The organism is Mesorhizobium sp. ESP-6-4 (genome assembly GCF_020164735.1).
Taxonomy (GTDB): Bacteria; Pseudomonadota; Alphaproteobacteria; order Rhizobiales; family Rhizobiaceae; genus Mesorhizobium.
On the sequence record NZ_JAIUGS010000009.1, the window covers coordinates 172556 to 188342 of the forward strand.

Sequence of the window (15787 nt, forward strand, 5' to 3'; positions counted from 1 at the left end):
CTTGCCATGACCGCCATCTCTCCAACCGATCAGGCCGCCGCCCGCGCCACCTCGATCGTCGCCGCGGAAGCGCAGGCGAGGGCACGGCTGCGCAAACGCCATGCTCTGGTCATCGGCCTGCGCCTCGCGATCCTCGTCGTCTTCCTCGGCCTTTGGGAACTCTGCGCCGACTACAACATCATCGACCCGTTCTTCTTCTCCAGCCCGTCGGGCATCTGGGAACAGATCTGGTCCTGGATCACCGAGGGCACCTCGCAGGGGCCGCTCTGGCTGCAGATCTATGTGACGCTGGAGGAAACCTTCCTCGGCTTCGCTATCGGCGCCGTCGGCGGCATCGTGGCGGGCATCATCCTTGGTCGCAACAAGCTGCTGGCCGATGTGTTCTCGATCTACATCAAGATCGCGAACTCCGTGCCGCGCGTGGTGCTCGGCTCGGTGTTCATCATCGCGCTCGGGTTGGGCATGGCTTCCAAAGTGGCGCTGGCCGTCGTCATGGTGTTCTTCGTCGTCTTCGCCAACGCCTTCCAGGGCGTGCGCGAGGCCGACAGGGCGATGATCGCCAACGCCCAGATCCTCGGCGCCTCGCCGTTCCAGATCACCACCTCGGTCATCATTCCTTCGGCGATGAGCTGGATCCTCGCCAGCCTGCATGTCTCGTTCGGTTTCGCGCTGGTCGGCGCGGTCGTCGGCGAGTTTCTCGGCGCCAAGCAGGGCATGGGCCTTTTGATCTCCACCGCGCAGGGCGCCTTCAACGCCAATGGCGTCTTCGCCGCCATGATCATCCTGGCGGTGATGGCGCTGGTGGTGGAGTTCATCATCACCCGCTTCGAGAACTATGTGGTGAAGTGGCGCCCGGCGCCGTTCAACGAGCAGGTGACCTGAGCAATCACCGCACATCATCATGTCTGGTGTGCGGCTTCACCTAGTGTATGACAAAGTCACCCGCCTTGTGCTATACTGAGGGGTATCGAGGAGACGAGCCATGCGAAACTCCCAGCCCCTGACGATCACACTGCCGCTCGAGATGGCGCAGATGGTGAAAAATAAAGTTGCCTCAGGCGAATACGCCACCGAGAGCGAAGTCATCCGTGATGGCCTGCGTACGTTGGCTGCCCGTGACGCGGCGATTGAACGCTGGCTGCGCGAGGCAGTCGTGCCGACGATGCAGGATGCGCGCGCCCATCCTGAGAAGCTTTTGACGGCCGAACAGCTGCGCCGCAATCTCTCTGAGCACATCAACGCGATCGCCGCCAAACCGCGCTCCGGTGCATGAAATATCAGGTCAGGTTCCATGCTGCCGCCGAGCGGGACATTGCCGAGTTGCTGAGCGAGCTCGCGCCAAAGGCTGGCGTGGCAACTGCTTTGCGTTTTGTCGGGCGCATTGTCGACTATTGTCTAGACTTTGGAACTTTTCCGGAGCGGGGCACGCGTCATGACGAAATCGCACCGGGTTTGCGCACGGTAGGATGGCGCCGACGCGCAACGATCGCGTTCGAAATCGTGGATGACAAAGTGGTCATCCTCCGGATTCTTTATTCGGGTCGTACGCTCGAATTGCCGGACGAAGAGTCCGAACATTGAGGTAGGCCTTAGGCCAGCGGCAGCCGGACCTCGACTTTGAGCCCGCCCGCGGCGGCGTCGCCCAGAGTGACGCTGCCGCCGGCATTCTCGACCACCTCGCGCACGATCGCCAGGCCGAGCCCGCTGCCTTCCTCTGCCGAGCCGGCGAGGCGGTAGAAACGTTCGAAGACATGCTCCCGTTCCTCGGCCGGAATGCCGGGGCCGGTGTCGGCGACCGTCAGCACGCCCTCGCGATCGACCATCGCCAGCCTGACAGTCACCGCGCCGCCAGCCGGCGTGTAGCGCAGCGCGTTGTCGACCAGGTTGACGATCATCTCGCGCAGCATCGTGCCGTCGCCGATCACCGCCACCGGTCCGTTCTCCTCGAGGCCGAGGTCGATGTCGCGTTCGACTGCCTTCGGCGCCTGCGCTTCCAGCACATGGCGGGCGGCTTCGGTGAGGTCGATGCGGTCGGCGCGTGGCCGCCGGCTGCCAGGCTCGGCGCGCGAGAGCGTGAGCAATTGTTCAGCGAGCCGCGCCAGCCTGCCGGAACTCGCTTGCAACGCGACCAGCGCCTCCTGGCGCCGATCGGACATGGTTTCCCGCAAGGCATAGCTTGCCTGCGTCGACAACAGTGCCAGCGGCGTGCGCAACTGGTGCGCGGCATTGGCGATGAAGCGTCGCTGCGCCGCCATTTGCGCCCGCACGCGCTCCATATAGGCGTTGAGCGCCTCGATCAGCGGCCGGATCTCGCTCTGCGCGCCCGGGACCTCGACCGGATCGAGATCGCTGCGGCTTCGCGAGCGCACGGCATCACGCAGCCGGATCAGCGGCGCCAGGCCGCGGCGCAGGCCAAGCAGCACGAACACGCCGGCAATGGCCACCAAGGCAAGCTGCTGGGCGAAGGCGCTGAGCCACAGGCGCTTGACCATGGCGTCATGTCCGGCGAGCGTGACGCCGACCGTGACCTTGATCGGCGAATCGCTGCCGGCGCCGATCACGGCATGGCTGAGCGTTGCCAGGCGCAGCGGGTGATCGCGGTAGGTGGCTTCGACGCTGCCGCGATCCGGCGCCTCGGGCAGGTCCGGATAGCCGCTCAGCAGCCGCCCGCCGGCGGTCTCGACGCGATAATAGACGCTGTCGCGGTCGCCGGTGTCGAACATCTCGATCGCCGCCGGCGGCACGGTAGCGTCGAGCGCGCCGTCGGCCATCGCCACCTGCTCGGCGATGGCGCGTGCCGAGCCGACCAGCATGCGATCGGTGACGAGGTCTGCCGTCGCCAGCGCGTTGCGCTGGCTGGTCCACAGATTGATGGCGGCGAGCCCAGCCAGCGGCAGCACCACCCAGGCCAGCAACTGCAGGCGAAGGCTGCCGAACCGGAGCCTGTCGATTTTCATGGCGCCGGATCGTCGTAGCGCAACAGGTAGCCCAGGCCGCGCAAGGTGGCGATCTGGACGCGCGATCCCTCGAGCTTCTTGCGCAGCCTGTGCACATAGATCTCGATGGCGCTGGGGTCGGCGTCGGTGTCGAAGTCGTAGATCGCGGTCGAGAGCGCCGCCTTGCTCACCGTGCGGCCGGCCTTGACGACGAGCTGTTCCAACACCGCGTGCTCACGAGGCGTCAGCGACAGCGTCGCCCCGGCAAGCGAGAACAGCCTGGTGTTGGTGTCGAAGGTGAGATCGCCGCAGGAAACGACCGGCGCGGTGCGGTCGTTGGCACGGCGCAGCTGCACGCGGATGCGCGCTTCCAGCTCCTCGATCTGAAATGGTTTCGCCAGATAATCGTCGGCACCTTCGTTGAGGCCCTTGACCCGGCCGTCGAGGCTGGCATTGGCGGTAAGCACGATAACCGGCACCGGGTTGCCGCGTGCCCGCAGCCTTTTCAGCACCTCCATGCCGCCCATGCGGGGCAGGGCAAGGTCAAGGATGATCAAAGCGTGATCCCCGGCGGCTAAAGCATGCTCGACATCCTCGCCGTCATGCACGACGTCGACGACATAGCTCGCCTGGCGCAGCGTCTTGCTCAGCCAATCGGCCAGTTCGCGATTGTCCTCGACAAGCAGCAGCCGCATCGTTCGTCGCTGTTCCTCCCAACGGCGTCGACCTTCGCCAAAGGGCGGCAGGCGGCGTCCAAATTGGTTCCCGAGGCAACCGATAGTATCGATCCGCGCGCAAGGCAAACGTGGTTTCTCGGCGACCGCCACCCCGGTCATGGTGCCTGCCGAGCCACCTGTTCGGTCGTGCAAGTGATAAAACCGAACCGTTCGGTTCAATTAATGTTGACGGTTCGTATAGCCGGGGTGAACACCGGCTCCCGTTATCCAGGTGCCGCATCGCGCGACGATCCCCGTAACTGGCTGATATCAAACAATAAGAATGTGGCCGCTGCGTAGTTCAGTTAATTTCAAGATCGAACCGAACGGTTCGGTTCACAACTTTTCGTGATTGGAAATGGCAACAGGGCCGACCCATTTCGGGGTGGTCCGAGCGACGCGAATTTCCAATACGGCACGCCACTAGACGGACACGAATTTTGAAATCTGGAGTATCTGAAATGAACAAGATTGCTTTTGCCGCCGCTGCTTTCCTCATTGCCACGGGCAGCGCTTTCGCTGGCAGCGACCACTACGGTTCCGACAACGTCAACCAGCCGGCCGTAACGGCCCCCGCGGGCAACGTCGACAACACCGTCACCGGTTCGATCCGCAAGCTCGACAAGTTCGAGCAGCGCGAGTTCCACATCACACCTGATCAGAACCAGCCGCAGTCGGGCCAAGGCATCTGGGGCCGCTAACCGGCGCGCCTCCTAACCCGCTTCAACCAATAACCTTCAAATCTGGAGTAACTCAAATGACCAAGATCGCTCTTACCGCCGTCGCCCTGCTTGTCGCCACGGGCGCCGCTTTCGCCAGCTCGGACAATTACGGAGCGGCCAATGCCAAACAGCCGGCTGTCACCATCGACCGGACTGTGACGACCTCGATCGCGAAGTCGGACGCGGATGTCCGAAGGCCGGTGGTGCAGGGCACCGATCACAACCTGTTCGGCAACCACTGATCCGACCCGGAAAAAAGCAGGCGGCGGGCTTGTCCCGCCGCTCTGTTTTTCTGCAGCCGGCTAACGCCGTTTGAATCGCATCACAAGTATTTGTCATCACAAGCATTTGTAATCGTTTGCCTTTTTCTGAGCGAAGTCCGATCCGACACTGCCATGGCAGCTGAAAAGCGAACGCGCCGGGAATAAACCCAGGCCGCCGCGGGTCTTTTCGGCAGCGGGGCCATCCTCCCAAGGCCATCGCCCGACGAAACCAAACGGACAGGAAAACCGAAATGACCAGGATCGCTCTCACCACTGTCGCAATGCTTCTCGCGATGGGCTCCGCCTTCGCCGGCAGCGACCACGACGGCGCCGATGGCGTCAACCAGGCAGCCACCGTTGGCTCCGACACCAGCGTCACGGCTTCGATCCCGAAGCACAACACAGTCAAGCCGGCCCCGAAGGTCGATACCGAGATGAAGACTGGCGCGACCGGCGCTGCGGATTGGCCGGGTCCGCCATCGGACAACTGGGGCAATTGAGCTCGTCTTTGAAAATATTGAAGGCGGCGGGCTTGCCCGCCGCCTTGCTTATGGGCCGCCAGGCTTCGGGCTACGTCAAATCCTTCGGCCGAACAAAATGCGTCAGTCGGGCGCCACGGAAGTCGAGATCGGCCCAATCCTTGTCCAGCGTGAACCGGACAAGAGCTGCCGTCGGAAACTTCGCTTCGATCTTCTTGAAAACGCTCTCATCCGTTCCGGGGCCGGCCAGCCGCAACACAAAGTGCTGCAGGCCGGGATTGTGGCCGATCACTATCAGGCTCGCTGCCTTGGCCTGCCGCACGCGCGCCAGGATCGCACCGGCAGCCGCCTCGTAGAGTTCGTCGGCGAATTGCGCCGGCACGTTCTTCGGGAGTTCGGCCGCAACCAGCCGCCAGGTATCGCGCGTGCGCAGCGCCGGCGACACCAGCGCCAGATCCGGCAGCCAACCGCGCTGGGCAAGCTCCCGCCCCATCAGCGGCGCCGTCTTTAAGCCGCGCGCGGCTAGCGGCCGGTCGAAATCCTCAAGCTTGGGATCGTCCCGACTCGACTTGGCGTGGCGGAGGATAAGAAGTTGTCTCAGGGGCATTGCAGCCTCTACGGCGTGATCCGCGCCAGCTGCTCGAGGTCGGTCTCCTCGCGCAGCGGGTCGGGCGCCATCACCACCGAGGTGGCGTTGTCGGCGTCGTCGGCGAAATGGGCAAGCACGGTGTGGTCCTTTTCCATGCGCGCCTTGCCTTCGGCGACCAGACCCAGCGCCAGCGGATAGAGCCGGTGCTCCACCTTCAGCACGCGCGCGGCAAGCGTGTCCTCATTGTCGCCGACCATCACCGGCACGGCGGCCTGCGCGATGATCGGGCCGTCATCCATCTCGGGCGTGACGAAATGCACCGAGCAGCCATGGATGCGAACACCGGCGCGGATGGCCCGCGCATGCGTGTCCAGACCCTTGAAGGCCGGCAGCAGGGCAGGGTGGATGTTGACCATGCGTCCCTGCCATTTCTCGACCAGGCCGCGGCCGAGGATCCGCATATAGCCGGCAAGGGCTACGATGTCGGCGCCGAAGCCGACAAGCGCGGCGTCGAGCGCGGCGTCATAGGCATCCTTGCTCGGATGGTCGGCGCGCTGGATGACCTTGGTGGCGATGCCGCGCGACTGGGCGATGCCGAGGCCGGCGGCGTTCGCGCGGTCGGAAATGACGCCGACGATTTCTGCCGGATAGGTTGGATCGGCGGCGGCCGCGATCAGCGCCGTCATGTTGGAGCCCCGTCCCGAGATCAGGACGACCGTTCGTTTCCTGCTCATAGGCCGATCGAGCCCCGATAGATGACGCCGGCGTCGCGGCGCGGCACGATGCGGCCGATCGGCGTCACCGTCTCGCCGGCTTCCTGCAGCACCGCCGCGACCTGCGCCGCCTGGCCGGAGGCGACCGCGAGGATCATGCCGATGCCGCAATTGAAGGTGCGCATCATCTCTTCCGGCGCGACGCCGCCGGTCTTGGCCAGCCACGAGAACACCGGCGGCACGTCGATCGCTTCGAGGTCGAGCTCGGCGGAAAAATCTTTGGGCAAAACGCGCGGAATGTTTTCCGGGAAACCGCCGCCGGTGATATGGGCCAGCGCCTTGATGCCATGCGTGTTGCGGATCGCTTTCAGGATCGACTTCACATAGATGCGCGTTGGCTCGAGCAGCGCCTCGGCGAGGCTGAGCTCCTCGTTGAATGGCGCCGCATCGCTCCAGCTAAGGCCGCTCGCGGCGACGATCCGGCGCACCAGCGAAAAGCCGTTGGAGTGCAGGCCGGACGAGGCAAGGCCGAGCAGCACGTCGCCTTCGACGATGTCGTCGGTCGGCAGCAGCTGGCCGCGCTCGGCGGCGCCCACGGCGAAGCCCGCAAGGTCGTAATCCTTGTCGTGATACATGCCCGGCATCTCGGCGGTCTCGCCGCCGATCAGCGCGCAGCCGGCCTGCCGGCAACCTTGCGCGATGCCGCCGACGATTGAAGCGCCCTGGTCCGGGTCGAGCTTGCCGGTGGCGAAATAGTCGAGGAAGAACAAAGGCTCGGCGCCCTGCACGACGATGTCGTTGACGCACATGGCGACGAGATCGATGCCGATCGTGTCGTGCTTGCCGGCATCGATGGCGATCTTGAGCTTGGTGCCCACACCGTCATTGGCCGCGACCAGCACCGGATCGGTGAAGCCGGCGGCCTTCAGGTCGAACAGTCCGCCGAAGCCGCCGATCTCGCCATCGGCGCCCGGCCGGCGCGTGGCGCGCACCAGCGGCTTGATCTTCTCGACCATCAGATTGCCGGCATCGATGTCGACGCCAGCCTCGGCGTAGGTGAGCCCGTTTTTGCGCTCGGCCTTGTCGCCCTTGCTCATCGTCGGCTCGTCCTCGTTTCCATTGCCGGCTCTTCGCATGAATGGTTTCGGGGAGCAAGGATGGCCGTCGTTTCCGCCGACAAAAGCGTGGAAAGTGAGCACCGACATAGGCGATTGGCGAAGGCCGAGATGGCCAATCTCCCCCTTTGCGGGGGAGATGTCCGGCAGGACACGGGGTGTGAAGGAATACCAGCGTCGATAATGGTTCTGACGACACGGCGAAAGAAGAACTCCGATATGCCGAGGGACAGCACCCCTCTGCCTTGCCAGGCATCTCCCCTGCAAGAGGGGAGATCGGCAGCTTCAGCGCCGCTCCTCTCTTGCCCAATTTACTTATCTCCATCATCTATTCTCCAATAAAAATCGCGACGGGACATCATGTGACCCTTCCCAACATGATCACGATCATGCGGCTGCTGCTCGTGCCCGCGGTGGTGCTCGCCATGCTGCAGGCGCATTGGGACTGGGCCTTTGCCGGATTCCTCGTTGCCGGCATCTCCGACGGCGTCGATGGCTTTATCGCGCGTCGCTGGAACCAGTCGTCCAGCCTCGGCGCCTATCTCGATCCGATCGCGGACAAGCTTCTGCTGGTCTCGGTCTTCGTCGTCATGGGTTTTGCCGGCGAACTGCCGCTTTGGCTGGTGGTGACCGTCGTCTCGCGCGACGGGCTCATTGTCTGCGCCGTGCTCTTGTCCAGCGTGATGAGCCATCCGGTCGAGGTCAAGCCGCTCTTCGTGTCGAAGGCCAACACCGCCGCGCAGATCGTGCTGGCGGCGCTTGTGCTGGGCGAACTTGCCTTTGCCGTGCACCTGGACCCGTTGCGGACCGCGCTCATATTGCTGACCGGGGTCTTGACCGTGGCTTCGGCCGCAGCCTATCTCGTGGCCTGGCTAAGGCATATGAGCGGCTATGGCGAAGGCTCCCGAACGAGCAACTCCCAAACCGGCGACATCAAGTCGGGCATCGGCAAATCGGGCGGCTCCAACACGGGCGCCTGACGGCGAAGCCGCGGTGATTGAGGCCGACGACAGCTCGGGCGGGCTTCGCCGCCAGGTCTTCTTCTGGCTGGCGACGGCGGTCCTGCTGGCGCTGTTCCTTTACATTTTCTCGGGCATCCTCCTGCCTTTCGTCGCCGGCATGGTGCTCGCCTATTTCCTCGACCCGGTCGCCGACTGGCTGCAGCGGCTCGGCCTCTCGCGCCTGATGGCGACCGTGGTGATCCTGATTGCCTTCATCGTCGTGGTGGTGCTGGCCTTGGTTATCCTGGTGCCGGTGCTGGCCACCCAGATGGCCGATTTCGCCCGCAAGCTGCCGGAATATCTCACCCGCCTGCAATCGCTGATCACCAGTTTCGACCCGAAATGGCTGGAGCAGCGTTTCGGCGTCAACGCCGCCGGTCTGCGCGACGGGCTGAATTCGCTGCTCACCTCCGGCTTCAGCCTGCTCACCACCGTCTTCACCTCGATCTGGAGCTCCGGCGTGGCGCTGGTCTCGGTGGTGAGCCTGTTCGTCGTCACCCCGGTCGTCGCCTTCTACATGCTGCTCGACTGGGACCGCATGGTGGCCGAGGTCGACGGCTGGGTGCCGCGCGATCATGTCGAGACGGTGCGCGCGCTTGCCCGCGACATCAACACCGCCACTGCCGGCTTCGTACGCGGGCAGGGCACGCTTTGCCTGGTGCTCGGCGCCATGTATGCCACGGGCCTGACGCTGACCGGCTTGAACTTCGCCATCCTCATCGGCTTCTTCGCCGGGCTGATCTCCTTCATCCCCTATGTCGGCTCTTTGACCGGGCTGGTGCTCGCCGTCGGCGTCGCCTTCGTCCAGTTCTGGCCGGACTGGACCATGGTGGTCGCCGTGGCCTGCGTGTTCTTCGTCGGCCAGTTCATCGAGGGCAACATCCTGCAGCCGCGGCTGGTCGGAAAGAGCGTCGGCCTGCATCCGGTGTGGCTGATGTTCGCGCTGTTTGCCTTCGGGGCGCTGTTCGGCTTCGTCGGCCTTTTGATTGCCGTGCCGGCCTCGGCGGCGATTGCCGTGCTGGTGCGCTTCGCCATCGCCCGTTATCTGGAATCGCCGCTTTACAAGGGCAACGGCACACAGCCCGCGCCGCAATTGCCGGCCGACCGCGGCGGCGGCCATCGCTCGACGCGGGGCTGAAATGACGGCTCAGCCAGCCGACCCGCCGCGCCAGCTGCCGCTCGATCTCGGCCACGGCACCGGCTATTCGCGCGACGAGCTCGTCGTCTCGGGCACCAATGCGCAAGCGGCATCGCTGATCGACCGCTGGCCGGACTGGCCGTCGCCGGTGGTCGTGCTGGCCGGGCCGCCCGGCTCGGGCAAGACGCACCTCGCCCGGATCTGGCAGGATCGGACGCATGCCGTCGCCATCGATCCCGGCCGGATCGGCGAGCACATTGCCGGGCTCGGCAGCAGGCCGGCGCTCATCGACGACATCGACAAGGCGGCGGTCGACGAGCAGGGCCTGTTCCACCTGATCAACGCCGTGCGCGGCGCGGGCTCGACGCTGCTTTTGACGGCGCGGCGTTTCCCCTCCGCCTGGCGCGTCGCGCTGCCCGATCTCATCTCGCGGCTGAAGGCGGCGTCGACGGTCGAGATCCACGAGCCCGACGACCTTTTGCTTGCCGGCGTCATCACCAAGCTCTTCGCCGACCGCCAGGTCGAGGTCGAGCCGCATGTGGTGCAATATCTGGTGCGTCGCATCGAGCGCTCGCTCGCGACCGCCATGCGCGTCGTCGAGCGCCTCGACCGCGCCGCACTCGAACGCAAGACGCCGATCACCCGCGCCTTGGCCGCCGAGACCGTGAGCGCCATGGACGAAGGGCAGGGCGAGTTCGATATTTAGCCACCGATAGCGCCCGGCGGTTACGCCCATAGCCCGGCCAGATGCTGGGCCAGAAGATACACGCCTGTGCGCCGCGATGTAACAGGCGGCGACAAGGACGAAAAACATCAGGCTGGCGGACCGCGACCGCGCGACGCCACCCGGTCTCTTGCTCGGCCGGTTGTTCCAAACCCAGAGCGCAGCGCACAGAATTGCCCAGACCACCATGACCGGAACGGCAAAGCCGTAATAGGCTAAATAGGCCGGGCCGATCAGCGACAGCACCGCCTCGACAACAGGCATGGGAAATCCCCTTTTGTTCAAAGCTTAGACCGGCGACAAAGTTGGAAGCGAGGGATTATTCAAGCCACAGCCGGTGTGTTCCGTGATCAACCCGTGGGAGCCAGCGGCCTAGCCGTCCCATTTCGGAACAGTCTTTCCGGCATCGCTCTTGCAAGGCAGACAATGCCGGTTGATCCCGGTCCCGGTCGCGTTCCTGATCGGGTTGTAGGCTCGCCGGGCTCGAGGTGTTGGGGTTCTCGCCCGGCGGGTTTACCGTTCCTCCGAACTGCGGCCTTGAGCTAGACTATTAAATGGTCTATTTAATGGACCAAATCATGGTCCATATAGGGTTGTCATGCAGATATCCGTGACAGACGCCAAGGGGCAACTGACCGAACTGGTGAGGCGCGCCGAGGCTGGAGATGAGATTATCCTGACCCGCCACGGTCACGCGGCCGTGCGTCTCGTCCCCGTACGGTCCGTGCCGAACCGAGAGCATCGTCGGGGCCTGCTGCGGGCCGTCCGGGCCTCAGGCGCCGCGAAAGCCAGTTCCGGCCCGCCTGCGACGCGCAGCCAAGATTTCCTCTATGGCGATGACGGCCTGCCGGAATGATCGCGGTCGATACCTCGGCCTTGATGGCCATCGTCCTCGACGAGCCGGCGGCGGACGCCTGTATCGCTGCGCTCGAAACGGAAGACGAACTTCTGATATCGGCCGGAACCATAGCCGAGCTCCTGATTGTCGCCGCACGACGAGGCGTGGCTGAGGAGGTGCAATCCCTGCTCGACGGGCTCGGCTTCGAGATTGCGCCAGTCACGGAAGGCGCGGCTCGGCGTGTTGCCGAGGCTTACGCGCGATGGGGCAAGGGCATGCACGCCGCGGCGCTCAACTTCGGCGACTGCTTTGCCTATGAGGTGGCGAAGGACCGGGCGTGCCGGCTGCTCTATGTCGGCGACGATTTCTCCAAGACCGATGTCGAAGGCGCGATTTGAGCGATCTGGAAATGGGCTAGTTCCGGTTCTCCCTGAGCCTGTCCCGCAGCCGGCGCAATTGCCGCCGCCACCATGGCTTCGGTTTGCGCGGGATCAGGACCATCTTGCCATCGATGACGGCGTCATCCACCCAGTCATGCACCTGCATGCGCCAACTGGCCGAGATGCGAGCAAGCAGGGGCAACGGGTCCTCGCCCGTGATCCACACCAGCGCCGGATCCTTCAGCACGAGGCGGAAATCGAAACCCTGGGCGATCAAGGCGCGCAGGAACACGATCTGGCGCCGCATGCGGTGGAAGTCGCTTCCCTGTCCGTTGACCATCGTGCGGGCGCCGATCCACTGGTGAAGACGGGCGCCCATGAGTGTTTCGGCGGGTGGCCGGAAGGAAACCTGTTGGCGCCCGTCCTCGATGCGGTTGGTCGGCGTCAGCGGATACCAGAAATCGAGCGGCGCGGGGATCGGCACTCTGACGCTGGCCCCGGCAAGTGCGGCCTCGCTCGCGCCGCGCCGGAGGCAGATTGCGCTCTGCGCCGCAAATCCCAGTCCCGCAAGCGCATCGAGCAGCAAGCTTCCGCCGCCGATGGCGAAAGCCGCATTGATGCGGTCGCTTATGAGGGGAGACCACAAGTCGCGCGGCACCCATGTCAGCCGCCGCCTGGCGAGATCCACGACGACGATGATGTCTGCGTTGGCGTCCCAATTGTCCCTGTCGAGGATCGCCACGACCACGGCTGTCACGATGCGTGCCCCTCCGGCCGGTCCACGGGGCCGTGCCGCCGGCCTTGGTTTGTTTTGGGGAAGAAGCGATGGTCGGAGTGGCGTGATTCGAACACGCGACCCCCTGATCCCAAATCAGGTGCGCTACCAGGCTGCGCTACACTCCGACGCCGGGTTTCCATAGGGTTCCGGGCGATTCAGGGCAAGCCCCTAAAAGCGAAAAACGGAACGGACGGGATACAGCGGCACAGATCGGCGCGAAAAGTCCGACGAAAAATCCCACGGATGATCGCTAAGCGTTCCGCTCCCTTGCAAGCGGCGCTTGAAGGCCTTGCCGCCTCCGCCGATGCCTTCGCCGCCTTCATCCAAAAATGACCGATCAGCTCTGGCGCTTCTGGCCGGCGATTTTCCTGGCGATCGCCATGCCCTGGATCCTTGCATTGGCAAAGCAGCCGCGAATGCTCGGCCGCATGCCGGTGAACCAGAGTCCGGGCAGCTTCGGGTCGTTCGCCGCGCCGTTGAACAACGGCACGCCCTTGGCGTCGAGCACGCCGAGCCGGCCCAGCATCGTCTCCAGCCCCGTGCGGTAGCCGGTGGCGGCAATGACGATGTCGGGCGCGATCGTCTGGCCATTGTCCAGCACGACGCCGTCGCGCCTGAATTCGCGCAATTGCGGCACCACGATGATGCGTCCGGCCTTGATGGCATCGACCGCGCCGTCGTCGGCGGCGATCGCCGTATAGTCGGAGCCGAGCCGGCTTGCGCCGCCCGCCGGGGCGGGGGGCAGGCCGTGTTTGGTAAGGTCGCCGAACACCAGGCGCTGCGTTGCCGCCATCACCGCGTCCGCGAGCCTTGTCGGTAGGCTCGCCATGAGCGGCGATATGCGGTGCACGGCGATCTTGCCGATACGCTTGGGCAGCAGCGAAGGTCCGTTGCGCGCCGAAAGCCACATCTGGCCCGTCTCGACGCGGGAAAGATGGTTGAGCGCGTCGAAGCCGGAATTGCCGGCGCCGATCACCAGCACCGTCTTGCCGGCATAATCGCTCGCCCTGCCGAAATCGGCCGAGTGGATGATCGATCCCGAAAAATCCTCCATGCCTTTCCAGGCCGGGATGAAGGGTTGCCGGTCGCGCCCGGTGGCGATCACCACATAGCGCGCCGCCTTCAAGCCCGCGCTTGTCCGCAGCAGCCAGCGGTCGCCACGAAATTCGATCTCATCGACCTTGACGCCTAAGGCTATCGGCAGCCGGTGCCGCTCGGCGAAATCGTTGAGATGGCCGATGACGGCGCTGCGGTGCGGGAAGGCCGGCGTTCCTGCCGGAAAGGATACGCCCGGCAGCGAGGAAAGGTCGCGATGCGTGTTGAGGTGCAGGTTGTCGTGGCGGCGATGCCAGGGCTCGGCCAGCCGTTGCTCGCGTTCCAGGACCTGCACCGTCACACCGGCCTTGGCCAGCGCATAAGCGGCGGCAAGCCCGGCGGCGCCCGCGCCGATGACTATCGCGCCTTCCAGTATCGCTGGTTCGCCGACCCCCGACGGCAAGACTTTCGCTTCCGCGTCCATTGGTGTCTTTATCGTCGCCATCATGCCTTCAACTGGCACGGCCATGTATCTGACATATGCCGCTCACGTGCCAAAAGGAATAGGCGGATGTTGCGAGACGTCCGGCATTGTGTCGCGGATTTTTACAAGCGCCGGCTAATGAGCCGGGTCGGCGTGGCGATGCACCAGCTTGAACGCGCCATCCTCCAGCCGGAACACTTCCGTCACCCGCAGGGTCATCTCGGTCGCCTCGCCGTTCTTGCCGATGCGCGCCTTGGCGTGCTGCAAGCCGCTCCAGAAGGCCAAATCGCCGCTTGCCGAAGCCTGCAGCACCTCAAGGTCGGTGTTGCCGCCCTTGTGGAAGCTTGCAGCGTCGCGTTCGTAGCGGCCGGCGACCGCTTCGGCGCCTTCGAGATGGTCGCCGCGCGGCGAGAAAAACGTCGCCGGTCCGGCGTGGGTGACGATCGCCTTCAGCGAGGTGGCATCGCCATTGACATAGTCCTCGGCGATCTTCTCGCGCTGCTTCATGAAGGCATCGAAGGACGAGCCGCCAGGGTGCACCCTCCTGATCCAGCTTTCCAGGCCGGCCATGAAATTCTCGAGGAAGGCGGCGGTGTCGGCATTGGTGACGGCGCCCTTATCGTCGAGCAGCTCCGCGACATTGCCGATATAGGCCTCCGGCTGCTGCATCACGGGCATGTCGAGGAAGACGAAGGTCTGCCGAAGCGCCTGGTTGGAGCCGAAGGCGCCGATCTTGCTCGGGCTGACGCTGACGACTCCGGCGGGCAGGTCCTTGAACACGCTCTTGCCCGGCGGACGCGAGCCGACATCGAGCGCGTTTTTCAGGCAGCCCGGGATCGAGCGGTTATATTCCGGGGTGACGAACAGCACCGCGTCGCATTCGCGTATCGCCGCACGAAAAGCCGACCACGCCGCAGGCGGGCTGTCGCCATCCAGATCTTCGTTGTAAAGCGGCAGGTCGCCGATCTCGATGAAGCGGCAGCGCACCGAATCCGGCGCGCGGGCGGCGAGCGCCTTGGCGATCTTGCGGCTGAAGGACTGGGCGCGCAGGCTGCCGACAAGGACAGCAAGCTGCAGGACGGCGTGTTCGGTTGCATTGGTCATGGCGAAACGTCCGGTTCTGATTTGCCTCACAGGGTAGGACCGGCTCGGGCCGGCCGCCCGACCTTTCGATAATGTCGCCAGCCCAGTGAGGTTCCCTACGTCATGGCGGGCCCCTGGCCGCTTGCGGCCTTGCCGCCGCGGCCATTGCACAGTAATGACGGATTGGCGCGAGATTTCAGGCATCCTGCAGGGTCTCGGATATTGCGCCGAACAAAGGTGCCCGGTCTTCGGGCGGCAAAGAGGTGGTCATGTCCGCGCGTATTTTCAGTCCAGCCAAAACCGCGATGCAGTCCGGCAAGGCCAAGACAGGACATTGGGTGTTGGAATTCGACCCCGCCCAGCGCAAGAAGATCGATCCGCTGATGGGCTACACCACCTCGGGCGACATGTTGAGCCAGGTGAAGCTCACCTTCGAGACGAAGGAAGAGGCTGTGGCTTATGCAGAGAAGCAAAAGATCGCCTATCGCGTGGAAGAGCCGAAGGAAGCCAAGCGCCGGCAGATTTCCTATTCGGACAATTTCCGCTATGACCGCAGGACGCCCTGGACGCACTGACTCCCGGTCTTGCATCGCCTGGCGTAACCCGCCTCAGCCGGCCCGGCCGGCCGACGGTCCCGTAGCTCAGCTGGATAGAGCACCGGCCTTCTAAGCCGATGGTCGCAGGTTCGAATCCTGCCGGGATCGCCAGTTTGTTCGTGGTCCGTTCCGGACACATAGGTTACGGTTTATACCGGAGACATGGGTAACACTTTTGGCCCGAAGGGGTTGTGGAG

At 64.5% G+C, this 15787-nt stretch carries 20 protein-coding genes, 2 tRNA genes and 1 pseudogene; 13 read left to right on the forward strand and 10 right to left on the reverse strand.

Going from position 1 to position 15787, the window contains the following annotated elements:
- The first annotated feature begins 6 nt into the window (after window positions 1-6).
- The 3 genes from LB523_RS18535 to LB523_RS18545 all read left to right on the forward strand — a co-directional run bounded on the left by LB523_RS18535 (window position 7) and on the right by LB523_RS18545 (window position 1581).
- Complete coding sequence (locus tag LB523_RS18535) at window positions 7-882, forward strand: ABC transporter permease (protein WP_224605724.1); 876 nt, start codon at window positions 7-9, stop codon at window positions 880-882.
- A gap of 100 nt (window positions 883-982) precedes the next feature.
- Window positions 983-1273 (forward strand): type II toxin-antitoxin system ParD family antitoxin, encoded by a 291-nt coding sequence (locus LB523_RS18540; protein WP_140846080.1) that lies wholly within the window; start codon window positions 983-985, stop codon window positions 1271-1273.
- A complete protein-coding gene (locus LB523_RS18545; protein WP_224605727.1) occupies window positions 1270-1581 on the forward strand; it encodes a type II toxin-antitoxin system RelE/ParE family toxin in 312 nt (103 codons plus the stop codon). The genes LB523_RS18540 and LB523_RS18545 overlap by 4 nt, the downstream gene beginning before the upstream one ends.
- A gap of 8 nt (window positions 1582-1589) precedes the next feature.
- Here the strand turns inward: LB523_RS18545 and LB523_RS18550 are convergent, their stop codons facing one another.
- Window positions 1590-2957 carry a sensor histidine kinase gene (locus tag LB523_RS18550; protein ID WP_224605729.1) on the reverse strand — a complete coding sequence of 456 codons (1368 nt, stop codon included), beginning with the start codon at window positions 2955-2957 and terminating at the stop codon, window positions 1590-1592.
- Window positions 2954-3631: a response regulator gene (locus LB523_RS18555; RefSeq protein ID WP_224605731.1), complete on the reverse strand. Its 678-nt coding sequence runs from the start codon at window positions 3629-3631 to the stop codon at window positions 2954-2956. The genes LB523_RS18550 and LB523_RS18555 overlap by 4 nt, the downstream gene beginning before the upstream one ends.
- Before the next feature lie 482 nt (window positions 3632-4113).
- Here LB523_RS18555 and LB523_RS18560 point away from each other — a divergent pair, with 482 nt between their 5' ends.
- From LB523_RS18560 to LB523_RS18570, 3 genes are all read left to right on the forward strand, one after another.
- A complete protein-coding gene (locus LB523_RS18560) occupies window positions 4114-4353 on the forward strand; it encodes a DUF680 domain-containing protein (protein ID WP_095767085.1) in 240 nt (79 codons plus the stop codon).
- 56 nt (window positions 4354-4409) lie between these two features.
- Window positions 4410-4616: a DUF680 domain-containing protein gene (locus tag LB523_RS18565; protein ID WP_095767086.1), complete on the forward strand. Its 207-nt coding sequence runs from the start codon at window positions 4410-4412 to the stop codon at window positions 4614-4616.
- A 272-nt stretch (window positions 4617-4888) separates the two neighbouring features.
- Window positions 4889-5137 carry a DUF680 domain-containing protein gene (locus LB523_RS18570; RefSeq protein ID WP_224605734.1) on the forward strand — a complete coding sequence of 83 codons (249 nt, stop codon included), beginning with the start codon at window positions 4889-4891 and terminating at the stop codon, window positions 5135-5137.
- A gap of 70 nt (window positions 5138-5207) precedes the next feature.
- Here the strand turns inward: LB523_RS18570 and LB523_RS18575 are convergent, their stop codons facing one another.
- Genes LB523_RS18575 through purM form a run of 3 tightly spaced genes read right to left on the reverse strand, consistent with a single transcriptional unit; the run spans window position 5208 to window position 7515 of the window.
- On the reverse strand, window positions 5208-5723 hold the full coding sequence (locus tag LB523_RS18575) for a SixA phosphatase family protein (protein ID WP_140846086.1): 516 nt from the start codon (window positions 5721-5723) through the stop codon (window positions 5208-5210).
- Between the two features lie 8 nt (window positions 5724-5731).
- Window positions 5732-6439, reverse strand: a complete 708-nt coding sequence (gene purN / locus LB523_RS18580; protein WP_224605736.1) for a phosphoribosylglycinamide formyltransferase — start codon at window positions 6437-6439, stop codon at window positions 5732-5734.
- The gene (gene purM / locus LB523_RS18585) at window positions 6436-7515 is read right to left on the reverse strand and encodes a phosphoribosylformylglycinamidine cyclo-ligase (protein ID WP_095767195.1); all 1080 of its coding nucleotides are present in this window, start codon (window positions 7513-7515) and stop codon (window positions 6436-6438) included. Before purM ends, purN begins: the two co-directional genes overlap by 4 nt.
- 380 nt (window positions 7516-7895) lie before the next feature.
- Here purM and LB523_RS18590 point away from each other — a divergent pair, with 380 nt between their 5' ends.
- The 5 genes from LB523_RS18590 to LB523_RS18610 all read left to right on the forward strand — a co-directional run bounded on the left by LB523_RS18590 (window position 7896) and on the right by LB523_RS18610 (window position 11632).
- Window positions 7896-8513, forward strand: coding sequence for a CDP-alcohol phosphatidyltransferase family protein (locus LB523_RS18590; protein WP_224605738.1), 618 nt, complete (start codon window positions 7896-7898; stop codon window positions 8511-8513).
- Window positions 8425-9672, forward strand: coding sequence for an AI-2E family transporter (locus LB523_RS18595; protein ID WP_411966478.1), 1248 nt, complete (start codon window positions 8425-8427; stop codon window positions 9670-9672). Before LB523_RS18590 ends, LB523_RS18595 begins: the two co-directional genes overlap by 89 nt.
- 1 nt (window position 9673) lies before the next feature.
- Entirely contained in the window at window positions 9674-10378 is a 705-nt protein-coding gene (gene hdaA, locus LB523_RS18600; protein ID WP_224605739.1) for a DnaA regulatory inactivator HdaA, read from the forward strand.
- Window positions 10379-10994: 616 nt separating this feature from the next.
- Window positions 10995-11252, forward strand: a complete 258-nt coding sequence (locus tag LB523_RS18605) for a type II toxin-antitoxin system Phd/YefM family antitoxin (RefSeq protein ID WP_224605741.1) — start codon at window positions 10995-10997, stop codon at window positions 11250-11252.
- Window positions 11249-11632 carry a type II toxin-antitoxin system VapC family toxin gene (locus LB523_RS18610; protein WP_224605744.1) on the forward strand — a complete coding sequence of 128 codons (384 nt, stop codon included), beginning with the start codon at window positions 11249-11251 and terminating at the stop codon, window positions 11630-11632. Before LB523_RS18605 ends, LB523_RS18610 begins: the two co-directional genes overlap by 4 nt.
- Window positions 11633-11648: 16 nt before the next feature.
- Here LB523_RS18610 and LB523_RS18615 read toward each other — a convergent pair whose 3' ends face one another.
- The 5 genes and pseudogenes from LB523_RS18615 to LB523_RS29475 form a co-directional block, all read right to left on the reverse strand.
- On the reverse strand, window positions 11649-12371 hold the full coding sequence (locus LB523_RS18615; RefSeq protein WP_224605747.1) for a hypothetical protein: 723 nt from the start codon (window positions 12369-12371) through the stop codon (window positions 11649-11651).
- A 69-nt stretch (window positions 12372-12440) separates the two neighbouring features.
- Window positions 12441-12517: transfer RNA gene (locus LB523_RS18620), tRNA-Pro, on the reverse strand.
- 212 nt (window positions 12518-12729) lie between these two features.
- The gene (locus LB523_RS18625; protein WP_224605763.1) at window positions 12730-13911 is read right to left on the reverse strand and encodes a flavin-containing monooxygenase; all 1182 of its coding nucleotides are present in this window, start codon (window positions 13909-13911) and stop codon (window positions 12730-12732) included.
- Window positions 13912-14046: 135 nt separating this feature from the next.
- Window positions 14047-14481 carry a nuclear transport factor 2 family protein gene (locus tag LB523_RS29470; RefSeq protein ID WP_176477007.1) on the reverse strand — a complete coding sequence of 145 codons (435 nt, stop codon included), beginning with the start codon at window positions 14479-14481 and terminating at the stop codon, window positions 14047-14049.
- A pseudogene (locus LB523_RS29475) lies at window positions 14455-15015 on the reverse strand (NADPH-dependent FMN reductase); the annotation flags it as partial. The gene LB523_RS29470 and the pseudogene LB523_RS29475, both read right to left, overlap by 27 nt.
- 248 nt (window positions 15016-15263) lie before the next feature.
- On the opposite strand from LB523_RS29475, the gene LB523_RS18640 reads away from it, so the two are divergent.
- Complete coding sequence (locus LB523_RS18640; RefSeq protein ID WP_095767098.1) at window positions 15264-15569, forward strand: ETC complex I subunit; 306 nt, start codon at window positions 15264-15266, stop codon at window positions 15567-15569.
- A gap of 55 nt (window positions 15570-15624) precedes the next feature.
- A tRNA-Arg gene (locus tag LB523_RS18645) sits at window positions 15625-15701 on the forward strand.
- Window positions 15702-15787 lie beyond the last annotated feature (86 nt).

What these genes read in the sequence shown, in the direction of transcription:
- LB523_RS18555 (WP_224605731.1), bottom strand. Translation starts at nt 3,631, where the DNA reads ATGCGGCTGCTGCTTGTCGAGGACAATCGCGAACTGGCCGATTGGCTG.
- LB523_RS18605 (WP_224605741.1), top strand. Translation starts at nt 10,995, where the DNA reads ATGCAGATATCCGTGACAGACGCCAAGGGGCAACTGACCGAACTGGTG.
- LB523_RS18570 (WP_224605734.1), top strand. Translation starts at nt 4,889, where the DNA reads ATGACCAGGATCGCTCTCACCACTGTCGCAATGCTTCTCGCGATGGGC.
- LB523_RS29470 (WP_176477007.1), bottom strand. Translation starts at nt 14,481, where the DNA reads ATGGCCGGCCTGGAAAGCTGGATCAGGAGGGTGCACCCTGGCGGCTCG.
- LB523_RS18565 (WP_095767086.1), top strand. Translation starts at nt 4,410, where the DNA reads ATGACCAAGATCGCTCTTACCGCCGTCGCCCTGCTTGTCGCCACGGGC.
- LB523_RS18540 (WP_140846080.1), top strand. Translation starts at nt 983, where the DNA reads ATGCGAAACTCCCAGCCCCTGACGATCACACTGCCGCTCGAGATGGCG.
- LB523_RS18640 (WP_095767098.1), top strand. Translation starts at nt 15,264, where the DNA reads ATGTCCGCGCGTATTTTCAGTCCAGCCAAAACCGCGATGCAGTCCGGC.
- LB523_RS18595 (WP_411966478.1), top strand. Translation starts at nt 8,425, where the DNA reads ATGGCGAAGGCTCCCGAACGAGCAACTCCCAAACCGGCGACATCAAGT.
- LB523_RS18560 (WP_095767085.1), top strand. Translation starts at nt 4,114, where the DNA reads ATGAACAAGATTGCTTTTGCCGCCGCTGCTTTCCTCATTGCCACGGGC.
- LB523_RS18625 (WP_224605763.1), bottom strand. Translation starts at nt 13,911, where the DNA reads ATGGACGCGGAAGCGAAAGTCTTGCCGTCGGGGGTCGGCGAACCAGCG.
- LB523_RS18610 (WP_224605744.1), top strand. Translation starts at nt 11,249, where the DNA reads ATGATCGCGGTCGATACCTCGGCCTTGATGGCCATCGTCCTCGACGAG.
- purN (WP_224605736.1), bottom strand. Translation starts at nt 6,439, where the DNA reads ATGAGCAGGAAACGAACGGTCGTCCTGATCTCGGGACGGGGCTCCAAC.
- LB523_RS18575 (WP_140846086.1), bottom strand. Translation starts at nt 5,723, where the DNA reads ATGCCCCTGAGACAACTTCTTATCCTCCGCCACGCCAAGTCGAGTCGG.
- hdaA (WP_224605739.1), top strand. Translation starts at nt 9,674, where the DNA reads ATGACGGCTCAGCCAGCCGACCCGCCGCGCCAGCTGCCGCTCGATCTC.
- LB523_RS18550 (WP_224605729.1), bottom strand. Translation starts at nt 2,957, where the DNA reads ATGAAAATCGACAGGCTCCGGTTCGGCAGCCTTCGCCTGCAGTTGCTG.
- purM (WP_095767195.1), bottom strand. Translation starts at nt 7,515, where the DNA reads ATGAGCAAGGGCGACAAGGCCGAGCGCAAAAACGGGCTCACCTACGCC.
- LB523_RS18535 (WP_224605724.1), top strand. Translation starts at nt 7, where the DNA reads ATGACCGCCATCTCTCCAACCGATCAGGCCGCCGCCCGCGCCACCTCG.
- LB523_RS18545 (WP_224605727.1), top strand. Translation starts at nt 1,270, where the DNA reads ATGAAATATCAGGTCAGGTTCCATGCTGCCGCCGAGCGGGACATTGCC.